Annotated in this window: 21 protein-coding genes; 14 read left to right on the top strand and 7 right to left on the bottom strand. The window is 64.7% G+C overall.

From position 1 onward, the window contains the following. Nucleotides 1-14 precede the first annotated feature (14 nt). From trxB to rpmG, 3 genes are all read left to right on the top strand, one after another. Nucleotides 15-968: a thioredoxin-disulfide reductase gene (gene trxB, locus AAFF19_RS06725; protein ID WP_342721542.1), complete on the top strand. Its 954-nt coding sequence runs from the start codon at nt 15-17 to the stop codon at nt 966-968. A 187-nt stretch (nt 969-1,155) separates the two neighbouring features. After that, on the top strand, nt 1,156-1,389 hold the full coding sequence (gene rpmB, locus AAFF19_RS06720; protein ID WP_007859763.1) for a 50S ribosomal protein L28: 234 nt from the start codon (nt 1,156-1,158) through the stop codon (nt 1,387-1,389). An 11-nt stretch (nt 1,390-1,400) separates the two neighbouring features. Next, complete coding sequence (rpmG, locus tag AAFF19_RS06715) at nt 1,401-1,571, top strand: 50S ribosomal protein L33 (RefSeq protein WP_008904999.1); 171 nt, start codon at nt 1,401-1,403, stop codon at nt 1,569-1,571. A 221-nt stretch (nt 1,572-1,792) separates the two neighbouring features. Here the strand turns inward: rpmG and AAFF19_RS06710 are convergent, their stop codons facing one another. The 3 genes from AAFF19_RS06710 to AAFF19_RS06700 all read right to left on the bottom strand — a co-directional run bounded on the left by AAFF19_RS06710 (nt 1,793) and on the right by AAFF19_RS06700 (nt 6,450). Continuing rightward, nucleotides 1,793-3,007: a fatty acid desaturase gene (locus tag AAFF19_RS06710; RefSeq protein ID WP_342721541.1), complete on the bottom strand. Its 1,215-nt coding sequence runs from the start codon at nt 3,005-3,007 to the stop codon at nt 1,793-1,795. A 135-nt stretch (nt 3,008-3,142) separates the two neighbouring features. Further along, complete coding sequence (locus tag AAFF19_RS06705; RefSeq protein ID WP_342721540.1) at nt 3,143-4,417, bottom strand: RsmB/NOP family class I SAM-dependent RNA methyltransferase; 1,275 nt, start codon at nt 4,415-4,417, stop codon at nt 3,143-3,145. 179 nt (nt 4,418-4,596) lie between these two features. Then, on the bottom strand, nt 4,597-6,450 hold the full coding sequence (locus tag AAFF19_RS06700) for a M48 family metalloprotease (RefSeq protein ID WP_342721539.1): 1,854 nt from the start codon (nt 6,448-6,450) through the stop codon (nt 4,597-4,599). A gap of 69 nt (nt 6,451-6,519) precedes the next feature. Here AAFF19_RS06700 and AAFF19_RS06695 point away from each other — a divergent pair, with 69 nt between their 5' ends. Then, on the top strand, nt 6,520-6,771 hold the full coding sequence (locus tag AAFF19_RS06695) for a DUF1653 domain-containing protein (protein WP_342721538.1): 252 nt from the start codon (nt 6,520-6,522) through the stop codon (nt 6,769-6,771). A gap of 89 nt (nt 6,772-6,860) precedes the next feature. Here AAFF19_RS06695 and purN read toward each other — a convergent pair whose 3' ends face one another. Further along, nucleotides 6,861-7,442 carry a phosphoribosylglycinamide formyltransferase gene (purN, locus tag AAFF19_RS06690; protein WP_008905004.1) on the bottom strand — a complete coding sequence of 194 codons (582 nt, stop codon included), beginning with the start codon at nt 7,440-7,442 and terminating at the stop codon, nt 6,861-6,863. 283 nt (nt 7,443-7,725) lie between these two features. Between purN and AAFF19_RS06685 the strand changes: the two genes are divergently transcribed. The 5 genes from AAFF19_RS06685 to AAFF19_RS06665 all read left to right on the top strand — a co-directional run bounded on the left by AAFF19_RS06685 (nt 7,726) and on the right by AAFF19_RS06665 (nt 13,704). Then, complete coding sequence (locus AAFF19_RS06685) at nt 7,726-8,427, top strand: YceH family protein (RefSeq protein ID WP_342721537.1); 702 nt, start codon at nt 7,726-7,728, stop codon at nt 8,425-8,427. A gap of 46 nt (nt 8,428-8,473) precedes the next feature. Continuing rightward, nucleotides 8,474-9,655: an acyl-CoA dehydrogenase family protein gene (locus tag AAFF19_RS06680; RefSeq protein WP_342721536.1), complete on the top strand. Its 1,182-nt coding sequence runs from the start codon at nt 8,474-8,476 to the stop codon at nt 9,653-9,655. Nucleotides 9,656-9,667: 12 nt separating this feature from the next. Continuing rightward, nucleotides 9,668-10,783, top strand: coding sequence for an acyl-CoA dehydrogenase family protein (locus AAFF19_RS06675; protein WP_342721535.1), 1,116 nt, complete (start codon nt 9,668-9,670; stop codon nt 10,781-10,783). A gap of 88 nt (nt 10,784-10,871) precedes the next feature. Then, nucleotides 10,872-12,266, top strand: a complete 1,395-nt coding sequence (locus AAFF19_RS06670; protein WP_342721534.1) for an alpha/beta fold hydrolase — start codon at nt 10,872-10,874, stop codon at nt 12,264-12,266. 127 nt (nt 12,267-12,393) lie between these two features. After that, complete coding sequence (locus AAFF19_RS06665; RefSeq protein ID WP_182118338.1) at nt 12,394-13,704, top strand: tetratricopeptide repeat protein; 1,311 nt, start codon at nt 12,394-12,396, stop codon at nt 13,702-13,704. A gap of 115 nt (nt 13,705-13,819) precedes the next feature. Here the strand turns inward: AAFF19_RS06665 and AAFF19_RS06660 are convergent, their stop codons facing one another. Next, on the bottom strand, nt 13,820-14,377 hold the full coding sequence (locus AAFF19_RS06660) for an HNH endonuclease (RefSeq protein ID WP_008905010.1): 558 nt from the start codon (nt 14,375-14,377) through the stop codon (nt 13,820-13,822). A 257-nt stretch (nt 14,378-14,634) separates the two neighbouring features. Here AAFF19_RS06660 and AAFF19_RS06655 point away from each other — a divergent pair, with 257 nt between their 5' ends. From AAFF19_RS06655 to AAFF19_RS06640, 4 genes are all read left to right on the top strand, one after another. Next, nucleotides 14,635-15,684, top strand: a complete 1,050-nt coding sequence (locus AAFF19_RS06655) for a bifunctional riboflavin kinase/FAD synthetase (RefSeq protein WP_008905011.1) — start codon at nt 14,635-14,637, stop codon at nt 15,682-15,684. Nucleotides 15,685-15,792: 108 nt separating this feature from the next. Beyond that, on the top strand, nt 15,793-18,660 hold the full coding sequence (ileS, locus tag AAFF19_RS06650; RefSeq protein WP_342721533.1) for an isoleucine--tRNA ligase: 2,868 nt from the start codon (nt 15,793-15,795) through the stop codon (nt 18,658-18,660). Continuing rightward, complete coding sequence (lspA, locus tag AAFF19_RS06645; RefSeq protein ID WP_008905013.1) at nt 18,661-19,173, top strand: signal peptidase II; 513 nt, start codon at nt 18,661-18,663, stop codon at nt 19,171-19,173. Nucleotides 19,174-19,605: 432 nt separating this feature from the next. Next, the gene (locus AAFF19_RS06640; protein ID WP_182118335.1) at nt 19,606-21,258 is read left to right on the top strand and encodes a Na/Pi cotransporter family protein; all 1,653 of its coding nucleotides are present in this window, start codon (nt 19,606-19,608) and stop codon (nt 21,256-21,258) included. A 78-nt stretch (nt 21,259-21,336) separates the two neighbouring features. Here the strand turns inward: AAFF19_RS06640 and AAFF19_RS06635 are convergent, their stop codons facing one another. Together AAFF19_RS06635 and AAFF19_RS06630 are read right to left on the bottom strand one after the other, a co-directional pair. Beyond that, nucleotides 21,337-23,388 carry a diguanylate cyclase gene (locus AAFF19_RS06635; RefSeq protein WP_182118390.1) on the bottom strand — a complete coding sequence of 684 codons (2,052 nt, stop codon included), beginning with the start codon at nt 23,386-23,388 and terminating at the stop codon, nt 21,337-21,339. 271 nt (nt 23,389-23,659) lie between these two features. Further along, entirely contained in the window at nt 23,660-24,283 is a 624-nt protein-coding gene (locus AAFF19_RS06630; protein WP_008905016.1) for a Crp/Fnr family transcriptional regulator, read from the bottom strand. A gap of 263 nt (nt 24,284-24,546) precedes the next feature. On the opposite strand from AAFF19_RS06630, the gene AAFF19_RS06625 reads away from it, so the two are divergent. After that, nucleotides 24,547-26,391 carry a phosphodiesterase gene (locus tag AAFF19_RS06625; protein ID WP_182118389.1) on the top strand — a complete coding sequence of 615 codons (1,845 nt, stop codon included), beginning with the start codon at nt 24,547-24,549 and terminating at the stop codon, nt 26,389-26,391. Nucleotides 26,392-26,404 lie beyond the last annotated feature (13 nt).

Raw genomic sequence — 26,404 nt, 5'->3', positions numbered from 1 at the left:
CACAGGCTTTTACCATGTCCACCACCCAACACGCGAAAGTTCTGATCCTGGGCTCTGGCCCTGCGGGCTACACCGCAGCGGTTTATGCCGCGCGCGCCAACCTGAACCCGGTGCTGATCACCGGTATGGCCCAGGGCGGCCAGCTGATGACCACGACCGAGGTCGACAACTGGCCCGCCGACGTGCACGGCGTGCAGGGCCCGGACCTGATGCAGCGCTTTCTGGAGCACGCGGAGCGCTTCAAGACCCAGATCATCTTCGATCACATCAACAAGGTCGATTTCAGCAAGCGCCCCTTCACCCTCACCGGCGACAGCGGCACGTACACCTGCGACTCACTCATCATTGCCACGGGCGCCTCTGCCAAGTATCTGGGCCTGCCCTCGGAAGAAGCCTTCATGGGCAAGGGCGTATCCGGCTGCGCCACCTGCGACGGTTTCTTCTACCGCGACCAGGACGTGTGCGTGGTGGGCGGCGGCAATACGGCGGTGGAAGAAGCGCTGTACCTCTCGAACATCGCCCGCAAGGTAACCCTGGTGCACCGCCGCGACAAGTTCAAGGCCGAACCCATCTTGGTGGACAAGCTCAATGACAAGGTCGCAGCGGGCAAGATCGAACTCAAGCTGTTCAACACGCTCGATGAAGTGCTGGGCGACAACACCGGCGTGACGGGCATCCGCATCAAGAGCACCAAGGACGGCAGTACCGAAGAGATCAAGCTGCAAGGCTGCTTCATCGCCATTGGCCACGCGCCCAACACTGAAATCTTCCAGGGCCAGCTGGAGATGGAAAACGGCTACATCATCACCCAGGGCGGCCTCAAGGGATTTGCCACGCAAACCAGCGTGCCAGGGGTGTTTGCTGCGGGCGATGTGCAGGACCATGTGTACCGCCAGGCCATCACCAGCGCAGGCACGGGCTGCATGGCTGCACTGGACGCCCAGCGCTTTCTGGAACAAGAGTCTTGATGAAAAACTGGGCAGCAGGCTATAATCTGCGGCTTTGCTGAAGTCGGCCCGTTTTTACGGTCCTTTCGAAACAGGCAAATCAATCGGGTTACCGCCACCCTTTCTGGCGAGGTGAGGCCGCAAGCCAACCTGGGCAAACAAGCCCAGGGCCCAGCGAACGGCCGTTAAAAAGTATCGGAGTGTCCTCATGGCACGCGTCTGCGACGTAACGGGCAAGAAGCCCATGGTCGGGAACAACGTTTCCCACGCCAACAACAAAACCAAGCGCCGGTTCCTGCCGAACCTGCAATACCGCCGTTTCTGGGTCGAGACCGAAAACCGCTGGGTTCGCCTGCGCGTTTCGAGCGCTGCACTGCGTTTGATCGACAAGAACGGTATCGACTCGGTGCTCGCAGACCTGCGCGCCCGTGGCCAGGCTTAAGGAGTAGCACCATGGCAAGCAAAGGCGGACGCGACAAGATCAAGCTGGAATCCACTGCGGGTACCGGCCACTTCTACACCACGACGAAGAACAAGAAGACCATGCCCGAGAAGATGCTGATCATGAAATTTGATCCCAAGGCTCGCAAGCATGTGGAATACAAGGAAATGAAGCTGAAGTAATTCAGCCTCGACTTCTCGTCTTCTGAAAGCCGCCTGGCAGTCCTGCCTGGCGGTTTTTTTTTAATGGGCGCGCAATTTCTGCCCAGGATTGGACCGGTGGAATACGACCCAGGAGGCTCCCAAAAAAAAGGCCGCTGGGGGCGCAATGCCCTGCAGCGGCTCGGAGCCGAATCGCCCGGGTACGTCAGCACCCGGCGCAAGAACCCGACAACAGCGACAGCTCAGACGCGTGCAGCACGCAGCCTGATGGAGAAATCACGCAGGGCCGCAATACCACTGTCTTCGGCCCGGCGGCACCATGCCTGCAGGTCCGCCGTGAGCTGCTCGCGTGATTGCGACGTGTTCAACCACAACTGGCGCAGTTCCTCACGCATGGTCACCATCTTGTCGAGCGCAGGGTGCGCAGCTCGGGCCTGGGCCAGCTGGGGAAGCGCCACCACCGGGACTTTCTCGACATCGCGGTGCAGCCAGCGTTTGGCAGCCTTGAGCACCGAGGCATCAGCCTGACGGGCCTGCAGCGCGGCAATCTCGTCCTTGCAGGCTTTGCGCACGCCGCGCGCGTAGCCCGCCATCACTTCGTAGCGGTTGGCAATCAACGCTTCCAGCGTCTTTTCATCGGCCACGGGCTTCACATCGCCCAGTTGCAGCTTGGGCGGCACCTTCTTCACCGTGGCCCAGCCGATTTTCTTCATGAGGCTGATGTACAGCCAGCCAATGTCAAATTCATACGGCTTGACCGAGAACTTGGCAGCCGTGGGGTACGTGTGGTGGTTGTTGTGCAGCTCTTCGCCACCAATGATGATGCCCCAAGGCGACAGGTTGGTGCTGGCATCCTGCGCTTCAAAATTGCGGTAGCCCCAGTAGTGGCCCACACCATTGACCACACCGGCCGCCCAGAATGGGATCCAGAGCATCTGCACCGCCCAGACAGCAGCACCCAAAGCACCGAACAGGGCGAGATTGAGAATCAGCATGAGACCCACGCCCTGCCAGCCATAGCGGGTGTACACGTTGCGCTCCATCCAGTCGTCGGGCGTGCCGTGGCCGAACTTCTTGATGGTTTCCATGTTCTTGGACTCCGCGCGGTACAGCTCGGCGCCGCGCCACATCACGGTATCCAGGCCGCGGGTCTGGGGGCTGTGAGGATCGTCCACGGTTTCACACTTGGCGTGGTGCTTGCGATGGATGGCCACCCATTCCTTGGTGACCATGCCGGTCCCAATCCACAGCCAGAAGCGGAAGAAATGCGAAGGGATGGCGTGCAGATCCAACGCCCGGTGGGCCTGCGCGCGGTGCAGGAAGATCGTGACCGCTGCAATGGTGATATGGGTGGTGGCAAGGGTATACAGAACGATCTGCCACCAGGTCAGGTCCCACAACCCATGCCCCAGCCAGTCAATGGCAGCATTCAGTACCGCCCAATCGGGTAACAACATATTCAACAGCCTTACTACACAAAGAAATCAAGCTCCACCAAAGGAGCAACCGCTCAATTTTAGAGTGGGCAACCTGACATTGGTTCAGGGGCATCCACAGTTTTAGCGCTGGTTTAGCGGCTTTAAGCTATCAAGTCAGCTCTTTTTGCACCATATTGCGGCAAAGAACCCATCTGTCTGGTGCACATGGGGCCAAAGGCGCAGATAAACAGTGCCGGATTCGCCGCCACTGCACAGCCCCTTGGCGCCTTCGACCTTGAGCTGCTCCAGCAAACCACCAGCATCCTGCAGTTCAAAGTCAGGGTGCGACGCACTGAACGCCTCGGCAATCGCCTCGTTTTCCTGCGGCAGGATGCTGCAGGTGGCATATACCAAGCGGCCGCCCGGCTTGAGCAGGCGCGCTGCGCTGTCCAGAATGGCGGTCTGCTTGGCCACCAGCTCTTCGATGGATTTGGGCGACTGGCGCCATTTGAGGTCGGGATTGCGGCGCAGCGTTCCCAGGCCCGAACACGGCGCGTCCACCAGCACGCGGTCGATCTTGCCCGCCAGCCGCTTGACGCGGTCATCACGCTCGTGGGCAATGGCCGCGGGGTGCACGTTCGACAGGCCGCTGCGGGCGAGACGCGGTTTTAGGGCATCCAGACGGTGCGCCGACACATCAAACGCATACAGGCGCCCCGTGCTGCGCATGCCGGCCCCGATGGCCAGTGTCTTGCCGCCAGCACCGGCACAAAAATCCACCACCATCTCGCCACGCTTGGCGTCCAGCAGCAGCGCAAGCAGCTGCGAGCCTTCATCTTGCACCTCGATGGCACCGCGCGTGAATGCATCCAGCTTGGTCAGCGCAGGCTTGTCATCAATGCGCAGGCCCCAGGGCGAATACGGCGTGGGGCTGGCCTTGATACCGGCCTTGGCGAGCTCCTTTTGCACGTCGGCACGCTTGTCTTTGAGGGCATTGACGCGCAAATCCAGCGGTGCGCTCTGCGCCAGGCTCTCCACCAGGGGCCAGAAGCCGTCGCCCAGCTGGTCCTTGAGGGGCTTGACCAGCCATTCGGGCAGGTTGTGGCGGTGGCGTTCCATCAGATCATCGACCGTGACGGCGTCGCACTGGTCGAGCCAGTTCTTTTCCTGGTCGGTCAGTGCGCTCTTGAGGAAGTCGCGGGGGCCGTGAAAGCCCAGGATGGCCAGGCGGCGCTCCTTGGGCCCCGAGCCCGAGGGCGCCATGTGGTCGAACAGCAGCTTTTTGCGCAGCACGGTGTAGACCGTTTCGGCCAGCGTGGCCCGCTCGCGGGGGCCCAGGCCCCGGTTGTCGCGGAAAAATCGTGACACCACCGCATCGGCGGGGTGTTCAAACGTGAGGGTGAGCCTGATCAGTTCGGCGCAGGCGTCGAGAAGAACTTTGGGATGCATCCCCGTATTGTCCACCCCCTGAGCCGCTTCGCGTCATCCCCCGCAGGGGGACGCCACCGGCGGCCTGGCGAAGCCAGTTCCACGGTGGCACTGGGCTGGGCCCGCGCCAGTCTCCATCATCGTGTGCAACTCACCGTGCAGACGAAAAAGGAGAAGCAGGGACTAGCAAAAGTTGGCGATCAACGGGTATGGATCGGATCGAACGCATAACGCTGGATTTCCTTGAGCGTGGGCGATTCACCCGCCCACAGTGCCAGTGCGGGTCCGGGAAGGCTCAGATTGCGCTCCAGGGCACGGCACAGGTGGTAGCGGCTTTCATCGTCCATGCCCGGCAGTTCCACAAAAACCAGATAGGCCCGGCGCTGCGGATGTTCGCGCAGGTTCTTGCGCACCAGCCAGCAGCGGGTGAGCGGCGCGCAGCGGGCCAGTTCGGACTGCAGCTCGGCCAGCTCGAAGGGGCTCAGGTCGTGCCGCGCGATCTGGCTGAAGAACGAAGTGCCCGACAGCTCTTCCCAGGCGCGCTCTTCGGACTCCTGCGCGCGCTCCAGCCGCTTGCGCCACTGCTTGAAGGCCGCAGCGTCATGGTCCAGCCCCAAGCGAGGCGTTTCCAGCTCGGCCAGCGCGGTGCGCGCGGCCCAGTAGCGGTCATTGCTGCCCGCCTCCCACACCCGGTGCACCAGCTTGAGCTTGCCGTCGCGGTCGTCCTCGGGCAGGCAGCGCACCAGGCCACACAGTGCCGGCGCGTATTCGGGGCTGCGCTCCAGCGCCATTTCGTACAGCGCTCGCACATCGGCATGGGGATCCAGATGGCGCTTGAGGCGCGCCAGCTCCACCAGATCTGCAGCACTGGCCTGCGCCACCATCGCCACCAGGGCATCCGCCCGTGCACGCACCCGGCCCAGCCAGGCGTGGTGCTGCTTCCACTCGGTGGCGTTGTCACGACACCATTGTTTGTCGAAGTGTTTGATCCACCGTTTGGCATCTTCTCCCAGCAAGGCAAGGGCGTTGCCGCGGGACCAGTCTGGCAGCGTGGGCGTGGCATCCAGCGCTTCGATACGGTCGCGCAGGCCGGGGTGGGTGTCGTCCACACTGCTCAGGCGTTTGAGCGCCTGGCGCAATGCGTCGTTGGCAAAGGCCGCGTCTGGCGCTTGCGCGAGGTAGCGGCGCATGCCGCGATACGGGCCCACCGGCAACGGGTTGCCAGCGGCTGCGCACCAGTGGTTGCCCCAGAACTCTGCCTGCAGTGCGGCGCCCCGGATTTCGATTTCGGCCAGTGCGGCGGCGGTCACATCGCGGCCCAAGAGCTTGCCCGCAATGCGGTCAGCCTCGTATTCGTCCTGGCGGGCCAGCGCAAAGGTCTTGGCCGAAAAGCGAGGAAAGTACCAGCGCATGAAGGCCTGCGTGGCAGCGGCCACCGGGCCCTCGTCGTCGGCCAGGCTGTGGTTCAGCCGCATCCACGACTGGCGCGTGCGGTAAATCCAGGCCGCAAACCGGCCATGGTCCCCCCGCAGATGGCCATACTCGTGCGCCAGCACGGCGAGAAAACGCGGCCGGTCCAGCGCCATCAGCAAAGGCAGGCCAATGCTCAGGTGGTTGACGGCGCCACCCAGCAGGCCGTACTTGGGCAGCTGCTGGATGCTGGCATTGAACTCGTCGTTCAGCGTGACCTTGTGGATGGGCGGGCCCTTGATCTTGCGGCGGATGCGCTCCAGCGCCTCAAACAGCTCGGGCGCCTCCAGCGCGGTGATCTCCACGCCCTCCGGGGCATCAAAGCGCACCCACAGGGCCCGCAGGCTGATCCACAGCAGCCCGGCAGCCCCCAGCAGAAGCCACACCATCGCAAAACGAAACCTGCCCTGCAGCATCTGCGGTACCACCCACAGCAAGATGCCCGCCGCCAGCCCCAGACAGCCCAGCACCCACACGTAGCCAAGCGCCGCAAAGGCGGCCACACTGCGGCGGTATGCGCGGCTGTTGTCGGCGCTGGCATGCTCGCTCATGCGCACCAGGTGCACAAAATCTGCCTGATCCACGGGCTTCCCTCACTCTCGATTGTTTTTGTCAGCCGCCATCCTAACCACTCACACGCCCCACTCTGCACCATGACCGACGACGACTTGCCCGAACTCATCCGCACTCCGCCCGGCCTGTACTGCCACTACAAGGGCATGCTGTACGAGGTGATTGACACCGTGCGCCACAGCGAGACGCTGGAGCCCATGACGCTGTACCGCGCGCTGTATGGCCAGCGGGGGCTGTGGGTGCGGCCCGCCGCCATGTTTCTCGAACGGGTGTCTGTGGAGGGTCAGATGCGCCCCCGCTTTGAGCGGTGCGACGATGTCGGCCCGGACTGAAAATTCAATAAAAACAGGCTATAGCTCTTATCCATAAAGCGCGAGCAGCTATTATTTAAATAGCAAATGCTTCCATCGGCAGCGGTGAATCACAGCACCTGCACCAGCGCCCGCACGGCGCGGGGGTAGATCACATGCTCCTGCGTCAGCACCCGGGCGGCCAGCGCCTCGGCCGTGTCGCCCGGCAGCACCGGCACCACGGCCTGGTCCAGGATGGGGCCCACATCCAGCTCTGCCGTCACCTGGTGCACCGTCACGCCCGCAAACTTGCAGCCCGCATCGATGGCGCGCTGGTGCGTGTGCAGCCCGGTAAAAGCGGGCAGCAACGAAGGGTGGATGTTGATGAGCCGCCCGGCGTAATGAGCCACAAAACCTGGCGTCAGGATGCGCATGAAACCGGCCAGCACCACCAGGGCGGGCTGGTGGCGGTCGATGGTGGCGGCCAACTCGGCATCAAACGCTTCGCGGCTGGCAAAGGCCTTGTGGTCGAGTACCTCCGTGGCAATGCCCTGCTCCCGCGCAAACACCAGCCCGCCAGCATCGGGCTTGTTGCTGATGACGGCCGCGACGCGGGCGCCGTAGCGCTGCTCCCAGTGCTCCTGTTGTGCGGTACGCACGATGGTGGCCATGTTGGAGCCACCGCCAGAGATCAGAATGACGATGTTCTTCATAAATTGCCACGGATTATCTAGGAGGCTGTCGAGCTTGGGGTTGGCCCTGCGCCACCGCCTGGGGGTGCCAGGCAAGGCGCGGGTGAGGCCGTGTGGCCCAGCCACACAACGAACCCGCAACGCAGCATGGCGGCCCCAGGCGGCGGCCCGAAGGGTTGTGCGACAGAGCACGCAGGCGGCGTTGCCCATGCTCGCTGCACAGCCAGTGCAGCTTGCGCTGGGCGCCTAGCCTGCATACTCTGTCGCACAACGCAGCGCCAACCCCAAGCCCGACAGCCTCCTCATGCCCTTCGACCCCGCCATCCGCCCCCTCACCCCCCACGAAGCCCGCGTGCTCGCCACCCTGATGGAAAAGGCGCGCACCGTGCCCGACAGCTACCCCATGTCGCTCAACGGCCTGGTCACCGGCTGCAACCAAAAAACCAGCCGCGACCCGGTGATGAACCTGAGTGACGCCGAGGCGCAGGAAGCCCTGGATTCGCTCAAGTTGCTGACGCTGGCGTTTGAGAGCAGCGGCAACCGCACCACCCGCTGGGAACACAACTTCCAGCGCGGCGTGGGCGTGCCCGAGCAATCGGCCGTGCTGCTGGGCCTGCTCATGCTGCGTGGCCCGCAGACGGCGGGCGAGCTGCGCATCAACGCCGAGCGCTGGTACCGCTTTGCCGACATCTCCTCTGTCGAGGCCTTTCTGGACGAGCTGCAGGAGCGCAGCGCCGAAAAGGGCGGCCCGCTGGTCGTTCAGCTGCCCCGCGCACCCGGCGCGCGCGAGCAGCGCTGGGCGCATTTGATGTGCGGGCCGGAGGACACCACCGCCAGCCATGCGCCCGCAGGCGGCGCTGGCTCCAGCCCATCGCCTGCGCTGCAGGCCCGCGTGGACGCCCTGGAGGCCGAAGTGGCAAGCCTGCGCAACACCGTGCAGCGTCTGTGCGCCGAGCTGGGCATTTCCCCTGACTTCAGTCCAATGTCACAACCCGGACAGGAATAAAACGAACGACCGTGCTACAACTGCGGGATCACTTGGAGACAAACCGATGGATCTCGCATTCACCCCCGAAGAACAGGCTTTCCGCGAAGAGATTCGCGCCTGGGTTCAAGCTAACCTACCGAAAGAAATTTCGCACAAGGTCCACAACGCCCTGCGCCTGACCCGCGACGATCTGCAGGGATGGGCCAAGATCCTGGGCAAGAAAGGCTGGCTGGGCTTTGGCTGGCCCAAAGAGTTTGGCGGCCCCGGCTGGACGGCCGTGCAAAAGCACCTGTTCGAAGAAGAATGCGCCCTGGCCGGCGCGCCCCGTATCGTGCCGTTTGGCCCGGTGATGGTGGCCCCGGTGATCATGGCGTTTGGCAACGCCGAGCAGCAAAAGCGCTTTTTGCCCGGCATCGCCAGCGGCGAAGTCTGGTGGAGCCAGGGCTACAGCGAACCCGGCTCGGGCTCGGACCTGGCCAGCGTCAAGACCCGCGCCGAGCGCGTGGGCGACAAATACATCGTCAACGGCCAAAAGACCTGGACCACCCTGGGCCAGCATGGCGACTGGATGTTCAACCTGGTGCGCACCAGCGCCGAGGGCAAGCCCCAGACCGGCATCTCCTTCCTGCTGCTCGACATGAAGTCCAAGGGCGTCACCGTGCGCCCCATCAAGCTGCTGGATGGCGAATGCGAGGTGAACGAAGTGTTCTTCGACAACGTCGAAGTGCCTGCCGAAAACCTGATCGGCGAAGAGAACAAGGGCTGGACCTACGCCAAGCACCTGCTGAGCCACGAGCGCACCAACATCGCCGACGTGAACCGCAGCAAGCGCGAATTGGAGCGCTTGAAGCGCATCGCCAAGACCGAAGGCGTGTGGGATGACCTGCGCTTCCGCGACCAGATCGCCCTGCTGGAAGTGGACATCGTGGCCCTCGAAATGCTGGTGCTGCGCGTGCTGTCGGCCGAAAAATCGGGCAAGAACTCGCTCGACATCGCGGGCCTGCTCAAGATCAAGGGCAGCGAGATCCAGCAGCGTTACGCCGAGCTGATGATGCTGGCCGCAGGCCCCTTTGCCATGCCTTTCATCGAAGAGGCCATGGAGGCGGGCTGGCAGGGCAACTTCCCCGGCGGCGTCACTGCCAACGCGCCGCTGGCGTCCACCTACTTCAACCTGCGCAAAACCACCATCTACGGTGGCAGCAATGAAGTTCAACGCAACATCGTCGCGCAGACGGTTCTGGGCTAAGGAGACAAGAACATGGATTTCGATTTTTCTGACGACCAGGAACAACTGCGCGACGCCGTGCGCAAGTGGGTAGACAAGGGCTACACGTTTGAGCGCCGCCGCGCCGCCGTGGCCGCCGGTGGTTTTGACCGCGCCGCCTGGAACGAACTGGCCGAGCTCGGCCTGACGGCCCTCACTGTGCCCGAAGCCCACGACGGCATGGGCCAGGGCGCGATCGACGCCATGGTGGTGGCCGAGGAACTGGGCCGTGGCATCGTTCTGGAGCCCATCGCCCAGGCCTTCATGGCCAGCAGCGTGCTGTCGCACTACGCACCAGCCAACGTGCAATCGGCCTGGCTGCCCCGCGTGGCCGGTGGTGAAGCCCTGGTGGTACTGGCCCAGCAGGAGCGTAAGGCGCGCTACCGCCTGGATGTTTGCGATGCAAAAGCGGCCCCAGCGCAAGATGGGTATGCGCTGACAGCTATCAAAAGCGTAGTGTCTGCCGGCGACAAGGCGGACGCCTTCATCGTGCCTGCGCAGCTCAACGGCCAAATCGCACTGTTCCTGGTCGAGCGCACTGCCACTGGCGTGACCACTCAAGGCTACGTCACGCAAGACGGCAGCCGCGCCGCCGAGGTGAAGTTCACCAACGCCCCCGCCACGCTCATCACCACCGATGGCCTGGCCGCGCTGGAACTGGCGGTGGACACCGGCATCGCCGCCACCTGCGCCGAAGCCGTGGGCGTGATGGACAAGACCGTGGCCATCACCGTCGAATACATGAACCAGCGCAAGCAGTTTGGCGTGTTCATTGCGAGCTTCCAGGCGCTGCGCCACCGCGTGGCCGACATGAAGATGCAGCTGGAACTGGCCCGCTCGATGAGCTACTACGCCAGCCTCAAGCTGGGCGCCCCTGCCGCCGAGCGCCGCGCCGCCATGGCGCGCGCCAAGGTGCAACTGGGCCAATCGATGCGTTTTGTGGGCCAGCAGGCCGTGCAACTGCATGGTGGCATCGGGGTGACGGACGAGTACATCGTGAGCCACTACTTCAAGAAGCTCACCCAGCTGGAAGTGGCCTTTGGCGACACGCTGCACCACCTGGGCGAAGTGTCCGCCCGCATGCAAGACACTGCAGGCGTGTTTGCCTGACGGTAGCTGACGCAGGCGCGTCACACCCACCAACGATGCTCGTGGATTTCCCTGTCCGCGGGCATTTTTTCTTGTCGGAGACACCTTCATGAACAACAAATTCTGGCTGCAACGCCGATCTCTTCTGCTGGCAACCGCTGCAGCAGCTACCCTGGCCCTGGCCGGTTGCGCCACCAAGGGACCCAATCTGGCCGAAGCGCCGCCCATCGTCTTTGTGCACGGCAACGGCGACACTGCCGCACTGTGGCAAACCACCGTGTGGCGGTTTGAATCCAACGGCTGGCCGCGCGAGCGCCTGCACGCCATTGACGTGCCCTACCCCCTGGCGCGTGACGAAGACGCCAAACCCCAGGCGGGCCGCACGTCGGCGGCCGAGCACATGGCGTACCTCAAGGCCGAAGTGGACAAGGTGCTCCAAGCCACGGGCGCCCGCCAGGTCGTGCTGGTGGGCAACTCGCGCGGCGGCAACGCCATCCGCAACTACATCTACAACGGCGGCGGCGACAAGACGGTGAGCCACGCGATCCTCGGCGGCACGCCCAACCACGGCGTGTGGGCGATCCCGGGGTTCCGTGAAGGCAACGAGTTCTCGGGCACGGGCCCCTTCCTCAAAGCGCTGAATGCTCCCAAGAACGCGGCGGGCGACGAGGTGAGCGGCCCCGTGAAATGGATGACGATCCGCTCGGACAACAACGACAAGTTCGCCCAGCCCGACGGTCTGTGGATAGGCCAGAAAGGCAAGCCCACCTACGTGACCGCCGCAGGCCCCGAACTCAAGGGCGCCACCAACGTGGTGATTCCGCGCATCGACCACCGCGAGACGTCGTACTCCCCCGCTGCGTTCGAGGCCACCTACCGCTTCATCACCGGCAAGGCACCGCAGGTCACCACCATTGCGGCTGAAAAGCAGGTGGTGCTCAACGGCAAGGTCACCGGCCTGGGCGTGGACCCGGCCGACCCCAAAACCGGCAACTTCAGCAACAACCTGCCCCTGGCGGGCGCGCAGCTGGAGGTGTATGCCACCGACCCCGCCACGGGCGCCCGCGCGGGCAACGCCTTGCTGCGCAAGACCGTGGGTGCGGATGGCCAATGGGGACCACTGGCGGTGCCCAACGGCTCGCCCGTCGAGTTCGTGATCAGCGCACCCGGCTATGCCACCACCCACATCTACCGAAGCGGCTTTCCACGCAGCAGCAACCTCATCCACCTGCGCGCAGAGCGCATGGCCGAGGCCGACAAGGGCGCCGACAGCGTGGTGACCCTGACCCGCCCGCGCGGCTACCTGGACCCGGCACGCGACAAGATGCTGCTGGATGGTGCAGCACCTTCTGGTGTGCCGCCAGGCGCGGGCGTGGCGTCAGCCAAGGTCAAGCCCTCGGGCGGCGTGCGCAGCATTGCGGGTGAGTTCAACGGCGAGCGTGTGGTGGGGCAGACGTGGCCTGCGGCCGAGGGGCGGGCGGTGATGCTGGAGCTCAGCCACTGAGCGCAAACCACGAAATGGGTGAAAAGCGCTGCCTCCAAATCCCGGATAATCCGCAGTTCGCCTGCGGCAGCCACCGCAGTTCGGGCCACACACCCGATCCCCGCTTTTGCCTATTCTGTTTCTGCCCATGAGCGCTATTGCCAACGACCCCAACCTCAAGCACCTCACCAAAGCCCGTGAACAGATTGCCAAGGGCGACCTGAAGAACGCAGCCCTCACGCTCAACAAAGCCAACGCCCAGTGGCCCCAGGACCCACGTGTCTTCATGCTGGGCGGCCTGCTGGCGGAGAAGGCGGGCAACATCAAGGGTGCTTTTGAGGCACTGCGCAAGTCCGTGTCGCTGGCCCCCGACTGGGGACCGGGCCTGCTGGAGCTGGCGCTTTTGCTGGCCCGGCAGAACCAGTTCAAGGAAGCCGTTGAAACCGCTGAAAAAGTGGCATTGATTGAACCCAGCAACCTGCAGGTGCTGGCGGGCGTGGTGGATATTGCCCACCGCGCGGGCCATTCTGAAATGGCGATCCGCCATCTGCGCCGCGGGCTGGAGCTGGTCCCGGGGGATGTGATGTTGCGACGCCTGCTGGCACGCGATCTGAGCGAACTGGGCCAGCACGAAGAATCTCTGGCCTTGTGGGGCGCACTGGTTGATGAGAATCCGCAAGACCCCCAATCACTGGTAGGACGTGTCCAGGCGTGCATCGCCGCAGGCAAGCCCACCGACGCCGACAAGGACGCAGCAGCACTGCTGAAGCTGGCTCCCGGCGACGCGGTTTACCAATATTACGCACAGGTGACCCGTGGCGAGACTCCTGCACAGCAACCTGCGGAGCTGATGCGCCCGCTGTTTGACGGCATGGCCGAGTTCTACGACATGCACATGGTGCGCAGCCTGAAGTACCAGCTGCCCAAACAGGTTGCAGACAAGATTCTTGCCCGTCACCCCGACAAGAAGATCAATGTGCTGGACCTCGGTTGTGGAACCGGCCTGCTGGGCGTATGCCTGGGCCGCCTGGACGGTGCACTGATCGGCGTGGACCTGTCGATGAAGATGGTGGAGCAGGCGGCGCGCCACAACGTGTATGACCGCTTTCACACCGTCAATCTGCACGACGCCCTGCGTGAAACGCCTGATGGCCTGTATCAGGTGATCGCCGCGCTGGATGTGTTCATTTACGCAGGCGATCTGACCGAGGCGATTCCCAATGCATTCCGCGTGCTTGCGGCGGACGGGGTCCTGATCTTCTCCTGCGAAACGGCCCCTGAGGCAGGACCGGATCTCGTGCTGCTGCCGGCTGGACGTTACGCGCACAAGCTCAGCCACATTCAGTCCATCTGCAAGGCCGCCGGTTTTGATGCGGTGGAAGTGGAAGAAACCGTGCTGCGCCATGAAAACCATCTTCCCGTGCAAGGCTTTGTCGTCACTGCCCACAAGCCCGTTTGATCCGGGATTCCGCGGTCACCGCGGGAGGTAGCCTCACCTTCCCGAGACACGCAACTGTTCACCTGTCAGAGCTTTAGTGCGATTGCCCGGTCAGCGCATCCCAACGTCCGGTCCGTCACGCCAGCAGGCGTGACGACTTTGGCACGTGCGCCATCAAAAACTCCATCTGGTCGGCCAATATGCGCCGGTTACGCAGGATGAAGTCCTCCCACAGGCTGGGCACATAGGGCGCATACAGCAGCGGCATGTGTGCCTGCTCCGGCGTGCGCGGGCCTTTGCGGTGATTGCACGGCCGGCAGGCCGTGACCACGTTCATCCAGTGATCCTGCCCGTTGCGCGCAAACGGCACGATGTGTTCGCGCGTAAGGTGTTCCTCATGGAAGTGCCCACCGCAGTACGCGCACACATTGCGGTCGCGGGCAAAGAGCTTGCTGTTGGTCAGGCTGGGCTTGAGCTCGAACGGATTGATGCTGGGCACGCCCTTGGTGCCGATGATGCTGTTGATGGCGATCACCGACTGCTCCCCCGTGATGGCGTTGTGCCCACCCCGAAACCGGGCAACCTGTGCGCCGGACTCCCAGCGCACCTCGCCAGCGGCGTAGTGAAGCACCGCCTGTTCGAGTGAAATCCACGATTGGGGCAGCCCTTGGGCTGACAGCTTCAAGACCTTCAAAACACGCCTCCTGGAACACAAAGTACTCAAGGACATGACTTACGCAAAACAGGACTCTGGCAAATGGTCCGCCCCAATGAAAAGGCGTTTGCCGCATCCCGATTTGCGCAAGTCCGAAAGGATTCGGAACGCAGATGTCTCGCGGGCAGCCCTGCGCGGGGCCAGCCGTGGGTCACAATATACTCCGTTTTCATGACAAATTGGCGTCCTGCGCTTGATGGACTTGCGCATGCTGCTATCAAAAAGATAACAAACCGATGAAAATCTTTCGCGGATTCCACCACCCTGGCATTGCCAATGCCTGTGCGCTGACCATCGGCAATTTCGATGGTGTGCACCGGGGCCATCAGGCCATGTTGGCCTTGCTGAACAGCGAGGCTGCACACAGGGGCGTGGAAAGCTGCGTGCTGACGTTCGAGCCCCACCCCCGCGACTACTTCGCGGGCGCCCACCACAAGCCCGAGCTGGCACCCGCACGCATCGGCACCTTGCGCGACAAGCTCACCGAACTGGCCCGCTGCGGTGTGCAGCAGACCGTGGTGCTGCCGTTTGACGCGCGGCTGGCCGCCCAGTCGCCCGACGCTTTCATCGACGAGGTGCTGGTGCGTGGCCTGGGGGCCCGGTACGTGCTGGTGGGCGACGATTTCCGCTTTGGCCGCCAGCGAGCGGGCGACTACGCCATGCTGGACGCGGCCGGGCAAGCCAAGGGCTTCGACGTAGCGCGCATGAACAGCTACGAGGTGCATGGGCTGCGCGTGTCCAGTTCCGCCGTGCGCCAGGCGCTGGCTGCAGGCGACATGGAAGCCGCGGCACGCCTGCTGGGACGGCCCTACACCATCAGCGGCCATGTGGTGCATGGCCGCAAGCTCGGGCGCGAACTGGGTGCTACCGCCGCCGGTGCAGGCGACGGCTTTCGCACCCTGAACCTGCGCTTTGCGCACTGGAAGCCCGCCGCCAGCGGCATCTTTGCCGTGCTGGTGCATGGACTCATAGACGCACCGCTGCCGGGCGTGGCCAACCTGGGCGTGCGCCCCTCGCTGGACCCGAATGACGTCAACGGCGGCCGCGTGCTGCTCGAAACCCATTGCCTGCACTGGCCCGCCGAACTGGGGCCCGAGGGGGCGTACGGTAAAATCGTGCGCGTGGAACTGCTACACAAACTGCACGACGAGCTGAAGTACGACGGTCTGGATGCCTTGACGAAGGGCATCGCCAAGGACTGCGCGGACGCACGCGCCTACTTTGCGTCGGCCCATGCGCCCAACCACACCGAGACCCGGCGCCAGACCACGCGCGACCGAATTTGAGGGCGCTGCTTCTCGCAGCGCCCGCCTCACGGGCCCGCCATCCTTCGCGCTCCAACCCCGTTCTTGCTCCGGGCCTTGCCCCGGAATGCCCTGTTTTAAGGCTCCCCCATGTCCGACGACAACGCCAGCACCGCAGCCACCGATTACCGCAGCACCCTGAACCTGCCCGACACCCCCTTCCCCATGCGCGGCGACCTGCCCAAGCGCGAGCCGGGCTGGGTGAAGGAATGGGAGGACAAGGGCCTGTACAAGCGCCTGCGCGACGCCCGCTGTGGTGCGCCCAAGTTCATCCTGCACGATGGCCCTCCCTATGCCAACGGCCAGATCCACATGGGCCACGCGGTCAACAAGATCCTGAAGGACATGATCACCAAGGCGCGCCAGCTGGAAGGCTTTGACGCGCTGTACGTGCCCGGCTGGGACTGCCACGGCCTGCCGATCGAGAACGCCATCGAGAAGAAACACGGCCGCAACCTGAGCCGCGACGACATGCAGGCCAAGAGCCGCGCGTTCGCCACCGAGCAAATCGCGCAGCAGATGGTGGACTTCAAGCGCCTGGGCGTGCTGGGCGAATGGGACAACCCCTACAAGACCATGAACCCCGCCAACGAGGCGGGCGAAATCCGCGCCTTCAAGCGCGTGATGGAGCGCGGCTTCGTGTACCGGGGCCTCAAGCCCGTGTACTGGTGTTTTGACTGCGGCTCTTCGCTGGCCGAGTTCGAGATCGAATACCAGGACAAGAAGAGCACCACGCTGGATGTGGCCTTCAAGGCGCACGACCCCGCCAAGCTGGCAGCCGCCTTTGGCCTGCCCGCATTGACCAAGGACGCGTTTGTGGTCATCTGGACCACCACTGCCTGGACCATCCCTGCCAACCAGGCGCTGAACCTGAACCCCGAGATCAGCTACGCGCTGGTGGACGCGGGTGAACGCATCCTGCTCGTGGCAGAGCCGCTGGTGGCCTCGTGCCTGGAGCGTTACGGCCTTACGGGCAGCGTGTTGGCTACCACCCTGGGCAAGAACCTGGGCGGCCTGGAATTTGAACACCCGCTGTACGACGTGAAGAGCGAGGACGGAACCCAGGGTTACAAGCGCCTTTCGCCCGTGTACCTGGCAGACTACGCCACGGCCGACGACGGCACGGGTATCGTGCACTCCTCCCCTGCCTACGGCCTGGAAGACTTCAACTCCTGCCGCGCGCATGGCATGGCGCTGGACGAGATCCTGAACCCCGTGCAAGGCAATGGCACCTATGCGCCTGACTTCCCGCTGTTTGGTGGCCAGCACATCTGGAAGGCCGTGCCCGTGATCATCGAAGCCCTGCGCAACGCAGGCCGCCTGATGACCACCAAGGACATCACACACAGCTACCCCCACTGCTGGCGCCACAAGACACCGGTGATCTACCGCGCGGCCGCCCAGTGGTTTGTGCGCATGGACGAGGGCGAAGGCGTGTTCACGAAGCCCGGCATGAAGCCCGCCAAGACGCTGCGCCAGATCGCGCTCGACGCGATCGAACACACGAGCTTCTACCCCGAGAACGGGAAGGCCCGCCTGCACGACATGATCGCCGGGCGGCCGGACTGGTGTATCTCGCGCCAGCGCAGCTGGGGCGTTCCCATCCCGTTCTTCCTGCACAAGGATTCGGGCGAGCTGCACCCGCGCACCATGGAAATCATGGACCAGGCCGCAGACATCGTGGAAAAGGGCGGTATCGAGGCCTGGAGCCGCGTGACGACCGAAGAAATCCTGGGTGCGGCTGACGCGCCCCACTACACCAAGAGCACCGACATCCTGGAAGTGTGGTTCGACTCCGGCTCCACCTTCAGCCATGTGCTGCGCGGTACGCACCCCGAGGTGCACCACGACACCGGTCCTGAGGCCGACCTGTACCTGGAAGGCCACGACCAGCACCGCGGCTGGTTCCACAGTTCGCTGCTGCTGGCATCGGCGCTGGAAGGCCGCGCGCCCTATCGCGGCCTGCTGACCCATGGCTTCACCGTGGACAGCCAGGGCCGCAAGATGAGCAAGTCGCTGGGCAACGGCATCGACCCGCAGGAAATCAACAAGAAGCTGGGCGCCGAAATCATCCGTCTGTGGGTGGCCGCCAGCGACTACTCGGGCGACATCGCGGGCGACGAGAAGATCCTGGCGCGTGTGGTGGACGCCTACCGCCGCATCCGCAACACACTGCGCTTCCTGCTGGCCAACGTGAGCGATTTCGACCCGGCCAAGGACGCCGTGCCGTTCGACCAGATGCTGGAGATCGACCGTTACGCCCTCACCCGCGCATCCGAGTTCCAGGCCGAGGTGCTGGCGCACTACACGGTGTACGAGTTCCACCCCGTGGTCGCCAAGCTGCAGCTGTACTGCTCGGAAGACCTGGGCGGGTTCTACCTGGACGTACTCAAGGACCGCTTGTACACCACGGCGCCCAAGAGCCTGGCCCGCCGCAGTGCCCAGACCGCGCTCTACAACATCACGCACGCCATGCTGCGCTGGATGGCGCCGTTCCTGTCGTTCACGGCCGAAGAGGCGTGGAAGGTGTTTGGCAGCTCGGATTCGATCTTCCTCGAAACGTACAGCTCCATCGCGGGTGCGGACGAAGGCTTGCTGGCCAAGTGGGGCCGCCTGCGCGAGATCCGCGACGCGGTGAACAAGGAGATCGAGGCCCTGCGAGCCGCCGGCCAGGTGGGCTCGTCGCTGCAGGCTGTCGTCACCCTCGCTGCAGCACCCGAAGACCATGCGTTGCTGGCCAGCCTGGGGGACGACCTGAAGTTCGTGTTCATCACATCCGCTATTGAATTGGTAGCTGGTAGCGCTTTACAGATAAGCGTCAGCGCCAGTTCTGATACCAAATGCGAACGTTGCTGGCACTACCGCAGCGATGTGGGCCAGGATGCGGCACACCCCACCATCTGCGGCCGTTGCACCAGCAACCTGCACGGCGCCGGAGAACAGCGGGTGTTTGCATAAATGGCGCGCACTTCTTCAAGCTCATCCTTTGCGCGCGCGGGCGCCAGCATGTGGCCGTGGCTCGCCTGGGCCGTCGTCATCCTGATCGCAGACCAGGTCACCAAGACGCTGATCCTGCAGCACTACCGGCTCGGCGACTCCACGTTCATTACCAGCTTCTTCAACATCGTGCGCGCCCACAACACCGGGGCAGCGTTCTCCTTCCTGTCCGACGCGGGCGGCTGGCAGCGCTGGCTGTTCACCGGCATCGGCGTGGTGGCCACCATCTTCATCGTGTGGCAGCTGCGTGCGCACCCGGGTCAAAAGCTGTTCTGCTTTTCACTGTCCAGCATCCTGGGCGGCGCCGTGGGCAATGTGGTGGACCGGCTGATGCACGGCTACGTGGTGGACTTCCTGGACTTCCATGCGAATGGCTGGCACTTTCCAGCCTTCAATCTGGCGGACTCGGCCATCACGGTAGGCGCGGTGTGTTTGATTCTGGATGAACTGCTGCGTGTTCGGCGGGAGCGCTGAAACCGCCTCACTGTCGCACTGCAACAGCCCGCCCACGCGGGCTGTTGCTTTTGGGGGTGGCAGCGCAAGCCCCCCTCCTCCTCTCGGGCCGCAGGCGATGCACGGCAGCTTTCCGTTTCCGTGAGGGGGCCGCCGCTCCATTGACGCCGGGCGCCACAGGGTCATCGCTGCGATGCTCCCCATTCAGGAGTATGCTTATGTGTCAGTTTTGTGACAAATGGTCAGGGTGCTGCATTTTTTTCGCAGGCTCCTCTCATCCCCGGATCTCGCGCAGCCCGGCTCCGCCCCCCGCTCGCCCCGCCTGCCTCCGCCCACGGGCACAGGAATGAAGAGCACCTGCCGCCTTGGGCGTGCGCTAGCGTCGCTGCTTGCGTGCACGAGCGGTACGGCGCATGCTTTTTGCATTCAACAAGAAAAAGAACACGGTTTTTCATGAAGCACCTTTTAAACCTGCTGGCAGCCGTGGCGCTGCTGATCTGGGGCACCCACCTGGTGCGCACCGGCATCCTGCGTGTCTTCGGCGCCAATTTGCGCCAGTTGATCGCGCACAGCGTCAGCAACCGGTTCACGGCCGTGCTGTCGGGCATCGGGGTGACCGCCGTGGTGCAGTCGAGCACGGCCACGGCGCTCATCGTGTCTTCCTTCGTGGGCCAGGGCCTGGTGGGCCTGCCCGCCGCGCTGGCCGTGATGCTGGGAGCCGACGTGGGCACCAGCGTGATGGCGGTGGTGTTCTCGATGGACCTGTCGTGGCTGTCGCCGCTGTTCATCTTTGTCGGGGTGGTGCTGTTCATCTCGCGCAAGGACACGGCCATTGGCCGCGTGGGACGCGTGCTCATCGGCCTGGGACTGATGCTGCTGGCGCTGCGCCTCATTACCGAATCGACCACGGTACTCACCCAGTCACCGACGGTGCGCACCCTGCTGGGCGCGCTGACCAGCGACCTCCTGCTCGAAATCTTCACCGGCGCGGTGCTGGCCGTGGTGTCGTATTCGAGCCTGGCCACCGTGCTGCTGACCGCCGCGCTGGCGGGCTCCGGGGGCATACCTGCCGATGTGGCACTGGGCCTGGTGCTGGGGGCCAACCTGGGCAGCGGCCTACTGGCGGTACTGACCACGATGAAGGCCGATGTGCAGACGCGCCAGGTACCGCTGGGTAACCTGTTCTTCAAGATCATCGGCGTCGTCATCATGACGCCCCTCACCGGCCTTTGGCTCCAGCATGCGCGCCCACACGTGCCGGATGTCGCGACATTGGTGGTGCTGTTTCACCTGGCCTTCAACATGGTGGTGGGCATCGTATGCATCGGCCTGACCGGCACTGTGGCGCGAGCCGTGCAGCGCCTTATGCCGCCACAGAAGGCTCAGGCGGCAGGCGCCCGGCCCCAGCATCTCGACCCCTCGGCCCTTGCCACGCCATCGCTGGCCATTTCCTGCGCCGCGCGCGAGGCGCTGCACCAGGCGGACGTGGTGGAATCGATGTTGCGGGGGCTTCACAAGGTGATTCGCACCGATGACCTGCAGCTCGCTGAGGACCTGCGCAAGCTCGACGATGAGGTGGACGGCCTGTACTCGGCCATCAAGTACTACATGACCAAGATCTCGCGCGAGGCGCTGGACGAGCGCGAGGGCCGCCGCTGGGCGGACATCATCAGCTTCACGATCAACATGGAGCAGATTGGCGACATCATCGAGCGCGTGCTCATCGACATTGAAGACAAGAAGATCAAGAAGGGCCGCCAGTTCTCCGAGGCAGGCATGGAAGAGATCAACGAACTGCACGCCCGCCTGATCGACAACCTGCGGCTGGCGATGAGCGTGTTCCTGAACGGCAGCGTGCGCGATGCGCAAAAGCTGCTGGAGGAAAAAGCCCGCTTTCGCGACCTGGAGCATGCGTATTCGGCCACCCACCTGGCACGCCTGTCGGACAACACGGTGCAGAGCATCGAGACCAGCTCATTGCACATCGACCTGATCAGCGAGCTCAAGCGCATCAACTCGCTGCTGTGCTCGGTGGCCTACCCCATTCTGGAATCGGCAGGGGCCCTGGCACCGAGCCGGCTCAAGACCATGGTGGACAAGGGTTGACGCCCAGGCTGCCCCGATACAACGCCCTTTTTGACTGCCGCTGCCCCGCGGCCTGCGGCTGAGCCCGGCGGCGGTCCCTCAAGCAGGCCCCAGCGCCATCCTCCCGGAAGCGGTCGCCTGGCCTGCATGCCGGGTCTCGACCCGGTTGCGGCCCGCACGCTTTGCGTCGTAGCAGGCCATGTCGGCGGCGTAAAGCACCGAGGGCACATCCTGCAAGCTTGCATCCAGCACCACAAGCCCGATGCTCACGCCCAGCGTAAAGCTTCGCCCCTGGTACGACGGCTCCCAGGCCTGCACCGAGGCGCGCAGCTGCTCGGCCACCGCCTGCCCGCGGGCCAGGGCGCAGCCGGGCAACACCACGGCAAACTCATCCCCGCCCAGCCGCGCGGCCCAGCCTATCTGGCGCACCTGCGACTCCAGCAGCCGGGCGACGTGCCGCAGGACATCGTCACCCGCATCGTGGCCCGCAATGTCGTTCACTACGGTGAAGTGATCCAGATCGAGGAACAGCACCACGCCGTCACCTGCCGTGTCGCCGCCCGCATCGGACGGGCGCGTGCGGCCTGAACGCTCGGCCAGCAACGCACCCAGGCGTTCGTCAAAGGCATTGCGGTTGTAGAGCTGGGTGAGCGGGTCGTGGGCATGCTCCCACGCCTGTTGCGCCTGCGCCTCGCGCGCAGCGGTGATGTCCTCCAGAATCCACACCGTGCCCCCCTGCATTTCGTCGGGCTGCACCGCACGGCCCTGGACACGGGCCCAGACCGGGCTGCCGTCCTTGCGCAGAAAGCACACATCACCGTCAAATACGCCGTGCGCTGCAAACTCGGCCTGCACGCGCTCGCCGATGCGCTGGTAGTCCGCATCACTGGCGTACAGGATGCGCGCTGGGTGGCCCTGCAGCTCGGCCAGCGAGTAACCCAGCATGGTGCAGGCCTGGCGCCCCACCACCTCCAGCACCCCGTTGCGGGAGATCACGATGCCAACCGAGGCGTTGTCCAGCACGGCCTGGAACTGCCCGCGCAACGTCTCCCGCTGGTACTGCTCCTGGCTGCCTTGCAGGGCGAGCCCCTTGAACACCTTGACCAATTGGCCCACCTCTCCGCCGGCGCCAGGCCAAGTGATGGTCGGCCGAGCACCCGCAGGCGTGTCACGCCGGAGCATTTTTCGCGCGCTGTGTACCAGGTGGGCCAGGGGCTGAGCCATCCAGCCCATCACCACCGCGGCGAGCAGCATGCACAGCGCCATGCTGGCGGCAGCAATCCACCACGCCTCGCGCTGCGCGCCTTCCAGGGGCGCCAGCAGCGCCTGCGCAGGGCTCACCCGGGCCACGATCCATTGCGGCAGCGGCATGCCGGCCAGACTCACGATGTGCTCGGCCTCCATGTGGGTCGTGCCGCGTCCGGATATCGGCTGCGCCTGTGCATGCCAGCGCTCATATACAGGGGCCAGCCCCGCCTCGTCGCCCACCTTGCCCATGATGCGGGTGGGGTCCGAGTGCGCCAGGATGGTGCCGTCGCGCGTGAAGACAATGAGCCGCGAATCCTCACGCGTGGGCAGCGTCATGGAGGGCGGCAGCAGGCCCTGCGACTGCAGGCGCAATGCACCGGCCACCACGCCCAGCACGGTACCGTCTTCACGGTGCAGCGGCATGGTGAACATCACGCGCGCGTCGCTGGTGCGGCCCGCAATCAGCTCGGAAACCAGCGGTTTTCCGTCCACCAGGGTTCGGCGCAGCGCATCGCGTTCTGCCGGGTCCAGATTGGAGGCCTTGTCCAGCCGCCCGGCCCGCAGGTTCAGGCGCAGCTCGCCATTGTCGCGGGCCACCTGTATCGCATCAAAGAACTGAACTGCCGGCAGGCCCTGCTGCAGCAGCCATTCCAGAGCCGAGGGGGATTCCAGCATGCCCGGTGTGATACCGGCGGCCACGGTGCGCAGCACCTTCTGGCTCTGCTCGATCTTGCTGGCCAACAGGCGGGCCACCACCTCCACCTCATCGGTCTGCTGGCTTACCACCCGGCGCATGGCCTCTTGCCCGGAAGCCCGCGTGACCAGCCAGGCCGACACCGCCCCCGAAAGCCCCACCGCCAGCACGGCCACCAGCACGAGGCGCAACACCAGGGGGCCCGGCATCCACCAGCCCTGCGCTTCCTGATTGGGCGCGGGTGGGGGCGGGAGCGTCATGGACACTCCGCAACAGGAGCGCCCGGCAGGCGCAGGAAGTAGGCGATGGGCATGGGACAGGTCAAACCGGACTGGTCCCAACAAATATACGCAGCCCCCCCCTGCCCGGGCTTGGGTGGAACCCTCAGTCAACCCCAAGGAAAAACCCTGAGGCTCGGGAAGGTGTGAACCCACCCGCCCTGCCCGAGTGGGGCGGATTCACCTACACCTTCTGAACGCCTCAGCAGCCGGCCATCGACTGCAACGCCCGGGGTTGCGGCAGGTTCAGCACGTTCCCCGTGCCGTGGATAAGGCCCAGCTCCCGCAGGTGGCGCAGCACGCGCGAGAAAGTTTCTGGCGCAATCCCGAGCTGGGCGGCAATCAGGCGCTTGCGCTGGTGCAGCGTGACCTGCATGGCGCCGCTGTGGTCCGGCTGGGCGTGGTTCAGCAGCCACTGGGCGCAGCGCGACTCGGCATCCTGCGCCAGCCGGCTCACGGCCAGCTCCGACTGCTGGCGGTAGCCTTGCGCCATGTCGAGCAGCAGCCCCCGCGCACCCTCGGGCATTTCCGCCAGACTGCGGCGAAACTCCTCGATGGGCAGGCGCCGCACCTGGACACGGGTGTCGGCCACCATGTCCACCGGCAGCGGCATGCCCATGAGGGCCGACGCGGCATCCAGCCAGAACGGGCCTTCGACGGCCCCCAGCTGGTGGCGCAGGTAGCCATCGTCGAGCACGCCGCGCAGCACGCGGCCACTTTCAAGGTGCAGCACAGACGTCAGCACCTCGTTGCGCCTGCGCAGCACTTCGCCGGCGGCAATCAACTCGGTTTCGGCGGGCAGTGAGAAGTAGTTAGAGGGCAGCATGGAACGGACTGTGCCGCGCCGAGCCCCCTCAGGCATTGAGCAAGATCAAACCGAACCCTCGCGGCAGCCCTCGCGCTGCGCCGGGGTTGAGCCAAAGCACAAACGGCTCGATCACGCCGCGACGGGATGCCCCCACGCTGCACATCGAATCACGGAAACAACGTGTAACAACCGTGTCACACCCTGCCGATATCGTTGCCCCCTTGCTCAGAGACCTCCGATCCACCGTGACGTACAACACCCTTGGGAGCCGACAGGCGGCGATGATGTCCTTGCTGTCACCGGCGGCGCGCCATGGCACCGGCGCTCTGGCACGCCTTATGCGCGAGGGCGGGCTGCACTGCGTGTTCCAGCCCCTGGCCGACCTGCGCGAAGGCAGCATCTACGCCCACGAAGCATTGATCCGGGGCCCCCAGGGCACGCCTTTGCACACACCCGACGCCTTGCTGGAGGTGGCCCGGCGCGAGCACATCCTGCAAGACTTCGAGTTGCTGTGCGTTTTCACGGCCCTGCAGCAGTGGGGCGCACAGCAGGCGCAGGGGCGGCTGTTTGTGAACATCAGCGCCGACGCGCTGGTGCATGGCGTGGCCCTGATCGGGCCACGGATGCTGGGCGAGGCCATACGCAGCTTTGGCATGCATGCCCGCATGCTGGTGCTGGAGATCACCGAGCACGATCGCGTCACCGACATGCCCGAACTGCGCGAAGCCATCAAGGCCGTGCACGCCTGCGGCGCACGGCTGGCACTGGACGACTTTGGCGACGGCCGCTCCAGCCTGCGGCTGTGGTCCGAGGTGAAACCCGACTTCGTGAAGATCGACAAGTACTTCGTCCACGACATCAGCAACCACCCCGCCAATCTGCAAATGCTGCAGGCCATCAAGGGCATTGCCCAGGTATTTGGCACCCAGCTCATTGCCGAAGGCATCGAGACGCAGGACGACCTGCGTGCGCTGCGGGACCTGGACATCCCCTACGGCCAGGGCTGGCTTCTGGGCCGCCCCGCCGCCCTGCCGCGGGACAGTGTGGAGCGGCTGGCGCAAGAAGTGATGCAGGACCGCCGCGTGGCCGTATTGCCGCACCTGGGGCAAACGGCGCGCCCCGGCATCCTGCGCAGCCTGATGGTGGTGCAAGCGCCCTTTGCGTCCCCGGGCACCAGCAACGACGCCGTGGCGGCCCTGTTCCACAAACACCCGGACCTGCACGCCCTGCCGGTGGTGGAGGGCTCCCGCCCCGTGGCACTCATCAACCGCCAGCAGTTCATGAACCACTACGCCACGCTGTACTTCCGCGAGGTGCACGGCCGCAAACCCTGCCTGGCGTTCGCCAACACAGCGCCCCGCGTGGTGGAGCTCGACTGTGATGTGGACCAGCTGGTGGGCATCCTCACCTCGCAGGACCAGCGCTACCTGAATGACGGCTACATCGTCACCGACAACGGCCGCTACCTGGGCCTGGGCACGGGCGACCAGCTCGTGCGCGCCGTGACCGAAACCCGCATCGAGGCGGCACGCCACGCCAACCCGCTGACGTTTTTGCCCGGCAACATCCCCATCAGCCTGCACATGCAGCGCCTGCTGGAGAGCGGCACCGAGTTTGTCGCGTGCTACGCCGACCTGAACAACTTCAAGCCCTTCAACGACCATTACGGCTACTGGCGCGGCGACCAGATGATCCGCCTCGTCGCCCGCCTGGCCACCACCCACTGCGACGCGCGGCGCGACTTTGTGGGCCATGTGGGCGGGGACGACTTCATGCTGATCTTTCAGAGCAGCAACTGGCTGCAGCGCTGCAAGAACATCGTGGATGAGTTTGCGCGCGAGGCTATCGCGCTGTTCGACGAACCCGCGCGGCTGGCGGGCGGCATCCAGGCCGAAGACCGGCACGGCGTGCAGCGGTTCTTCCCGTGCACCACGCTGGCTATCGGTGCGGTGCGCGTCATGCCGGGGCGTTTTCGGCACGCCGAGGAAGTGGCCAACCTGGCGGCAGTGGCCAAGCATGAGGCCAAGCAGGCGGCCGCTGGCGTGGTGCTGCACGGCGGGTTTACGGAGTCGAGCCTGGGGGCGTTGGCGGCGGCGCGGGCGCTGCAGGATGTGTTGGCCGCCTGAGTCTGCGCACCCC

The sequence above is a fragment of the Acidovorax sp. FHTAMBA genome, from assembly GCF_038958875.1.
Lineage (GTDB): Bacteria > Pseudomonadota > Gammaproteobacteria > Burkholderiales > Burkholderiaceae_C > Acidovorax.
Note: the sequence above shows the minus strand (reverse complement) of the source record. Positions and strands in the feature narration are given on the sequence as shown.

Coding starts and splice junctions, on each gene's coding strand:
- AAFF19_RS06695 (WP_342721538.1), top strand. CDS start 6,520: ATGACCGACGACGACTTGCCCGAACTCATCCGCACTCCGCCCGGCCTG.
- lspA (WP_008905013.1), top strand. CDS start 18,661: ATGGCGCGCACTTCTTCAAGCTCATCCTTTGCGCGCGCGGGCGCCAGC.
- AAFF19_RS06675 (WP_342721535.1), top strand. CDS start 9,668: ATGGATTTCGATTTTTCTGACGACCAGGAACAACTGCGCGACGCCGTG.
- AAFF19_RS06705 (WP_342721540.1), bottom strand. CDS start 4,417: ATGCATCCCAAAGTTCTTCTCGACGCCTGCGCCGAACTGATCAGGCTC.
- AAFF19_RS06630 (WP_008905016.1), bottom strand. CDS start 24,283: ATGCTGCCCTCTAACTACTTCTCACTGCCCGCCGAAACCGAGTTGATT.
- AAFF19_RS06710 (WP_342721541.1), bottom strand. CDS start 3,007: ATGTTGTTACCCGATTGGGCGGTACTGAATGCTGCCATTGACTGGCTG.
- ileS (WP_342721533.1), top strand. CDS start 15,793: ATGTCCGACGACAACGCCAGCACCGCAGCCACCGATTACCGCAGCACC.
- AAFF19_RS06635 (WP_182118390.1), bottom strand. CDS start 23,388: ATGCCGGGCCCCCTGGTGTTGCGCCTCGTGCTGGTGGCCGTGCTGGCG.
- purN (WP_008905004.1), bottom strand. CDS start 7,442: ATGAAGAACATCGTCATTCTGATCTCTGGCGGTGGCTCCAACATGGCC.
- AAFF19_RS06625 (WP_182118389.1), top strand. CDS start 24,547: ATGATGTCCTTGCTGTCACCGGCGGCGCGCCATGGCACCGGCGCTCTG.
- AAFF19_RS06685 (WP_342721537.1), top strand. CDS start 7,726: ATGCCCTTCGACCCCGCCATCCGCCCCCTCACCCCCCACGAAGCCCGC.
- rpmG (WP_008904999.1), top strand. CDS start 1,401: ATGGCAAGCAAAGGCGGACGCGACAAGATCAAGCTGGAATCCACTGCG.
- AAFF19_RS06665 (WP_182118338.1), top strand. CDS start 12,394: ATGAGCGCTATTGCCAACGACCCCAACCTCAAGCACCTCACCAAAGCC.
- AAFF19_RS06680 (WP_342721536.1), top strand. CDS start 8,474: ATGGATCTCGCATTCACCCCCGAAGAACAGGCTTTCCGCGAAGAGATT.
- AAFF19_RS06640 (WP_182118335.1), top strand. CDS start 19,606: ATGAAGCACCTTTTAAACCTGCTGGCAGCCGTGGCGCTGCTGATCTGG.
- rpmB (WP_007859763.1), top strand. CDS start 1,156: ATGGCACGCGTCTGCGACGTAACGGGCAAGAAGCCCATGGTCGGGAAC.
- AAFF19_RS06670 (WP_342721534.1), top strand. CDS start 10,872: ATGAACAACAAATTCTGGCTGCAACGCCGATCTCTTCTGCTGGCAACC.
- AAFF19_RS06655 (WP_008905011.1), top strand. CDS start 14,635: ATGAAAATCTTTCGCGGATTCCACCACCCTGGCATTGCCAATGCCTGT.
- trxB (WP_342721542.1), top strand. CDS start 15: ATGTCCACCACCCAACACGCGAAAGTTCTGATCCTGGGCTCTGGCCCT.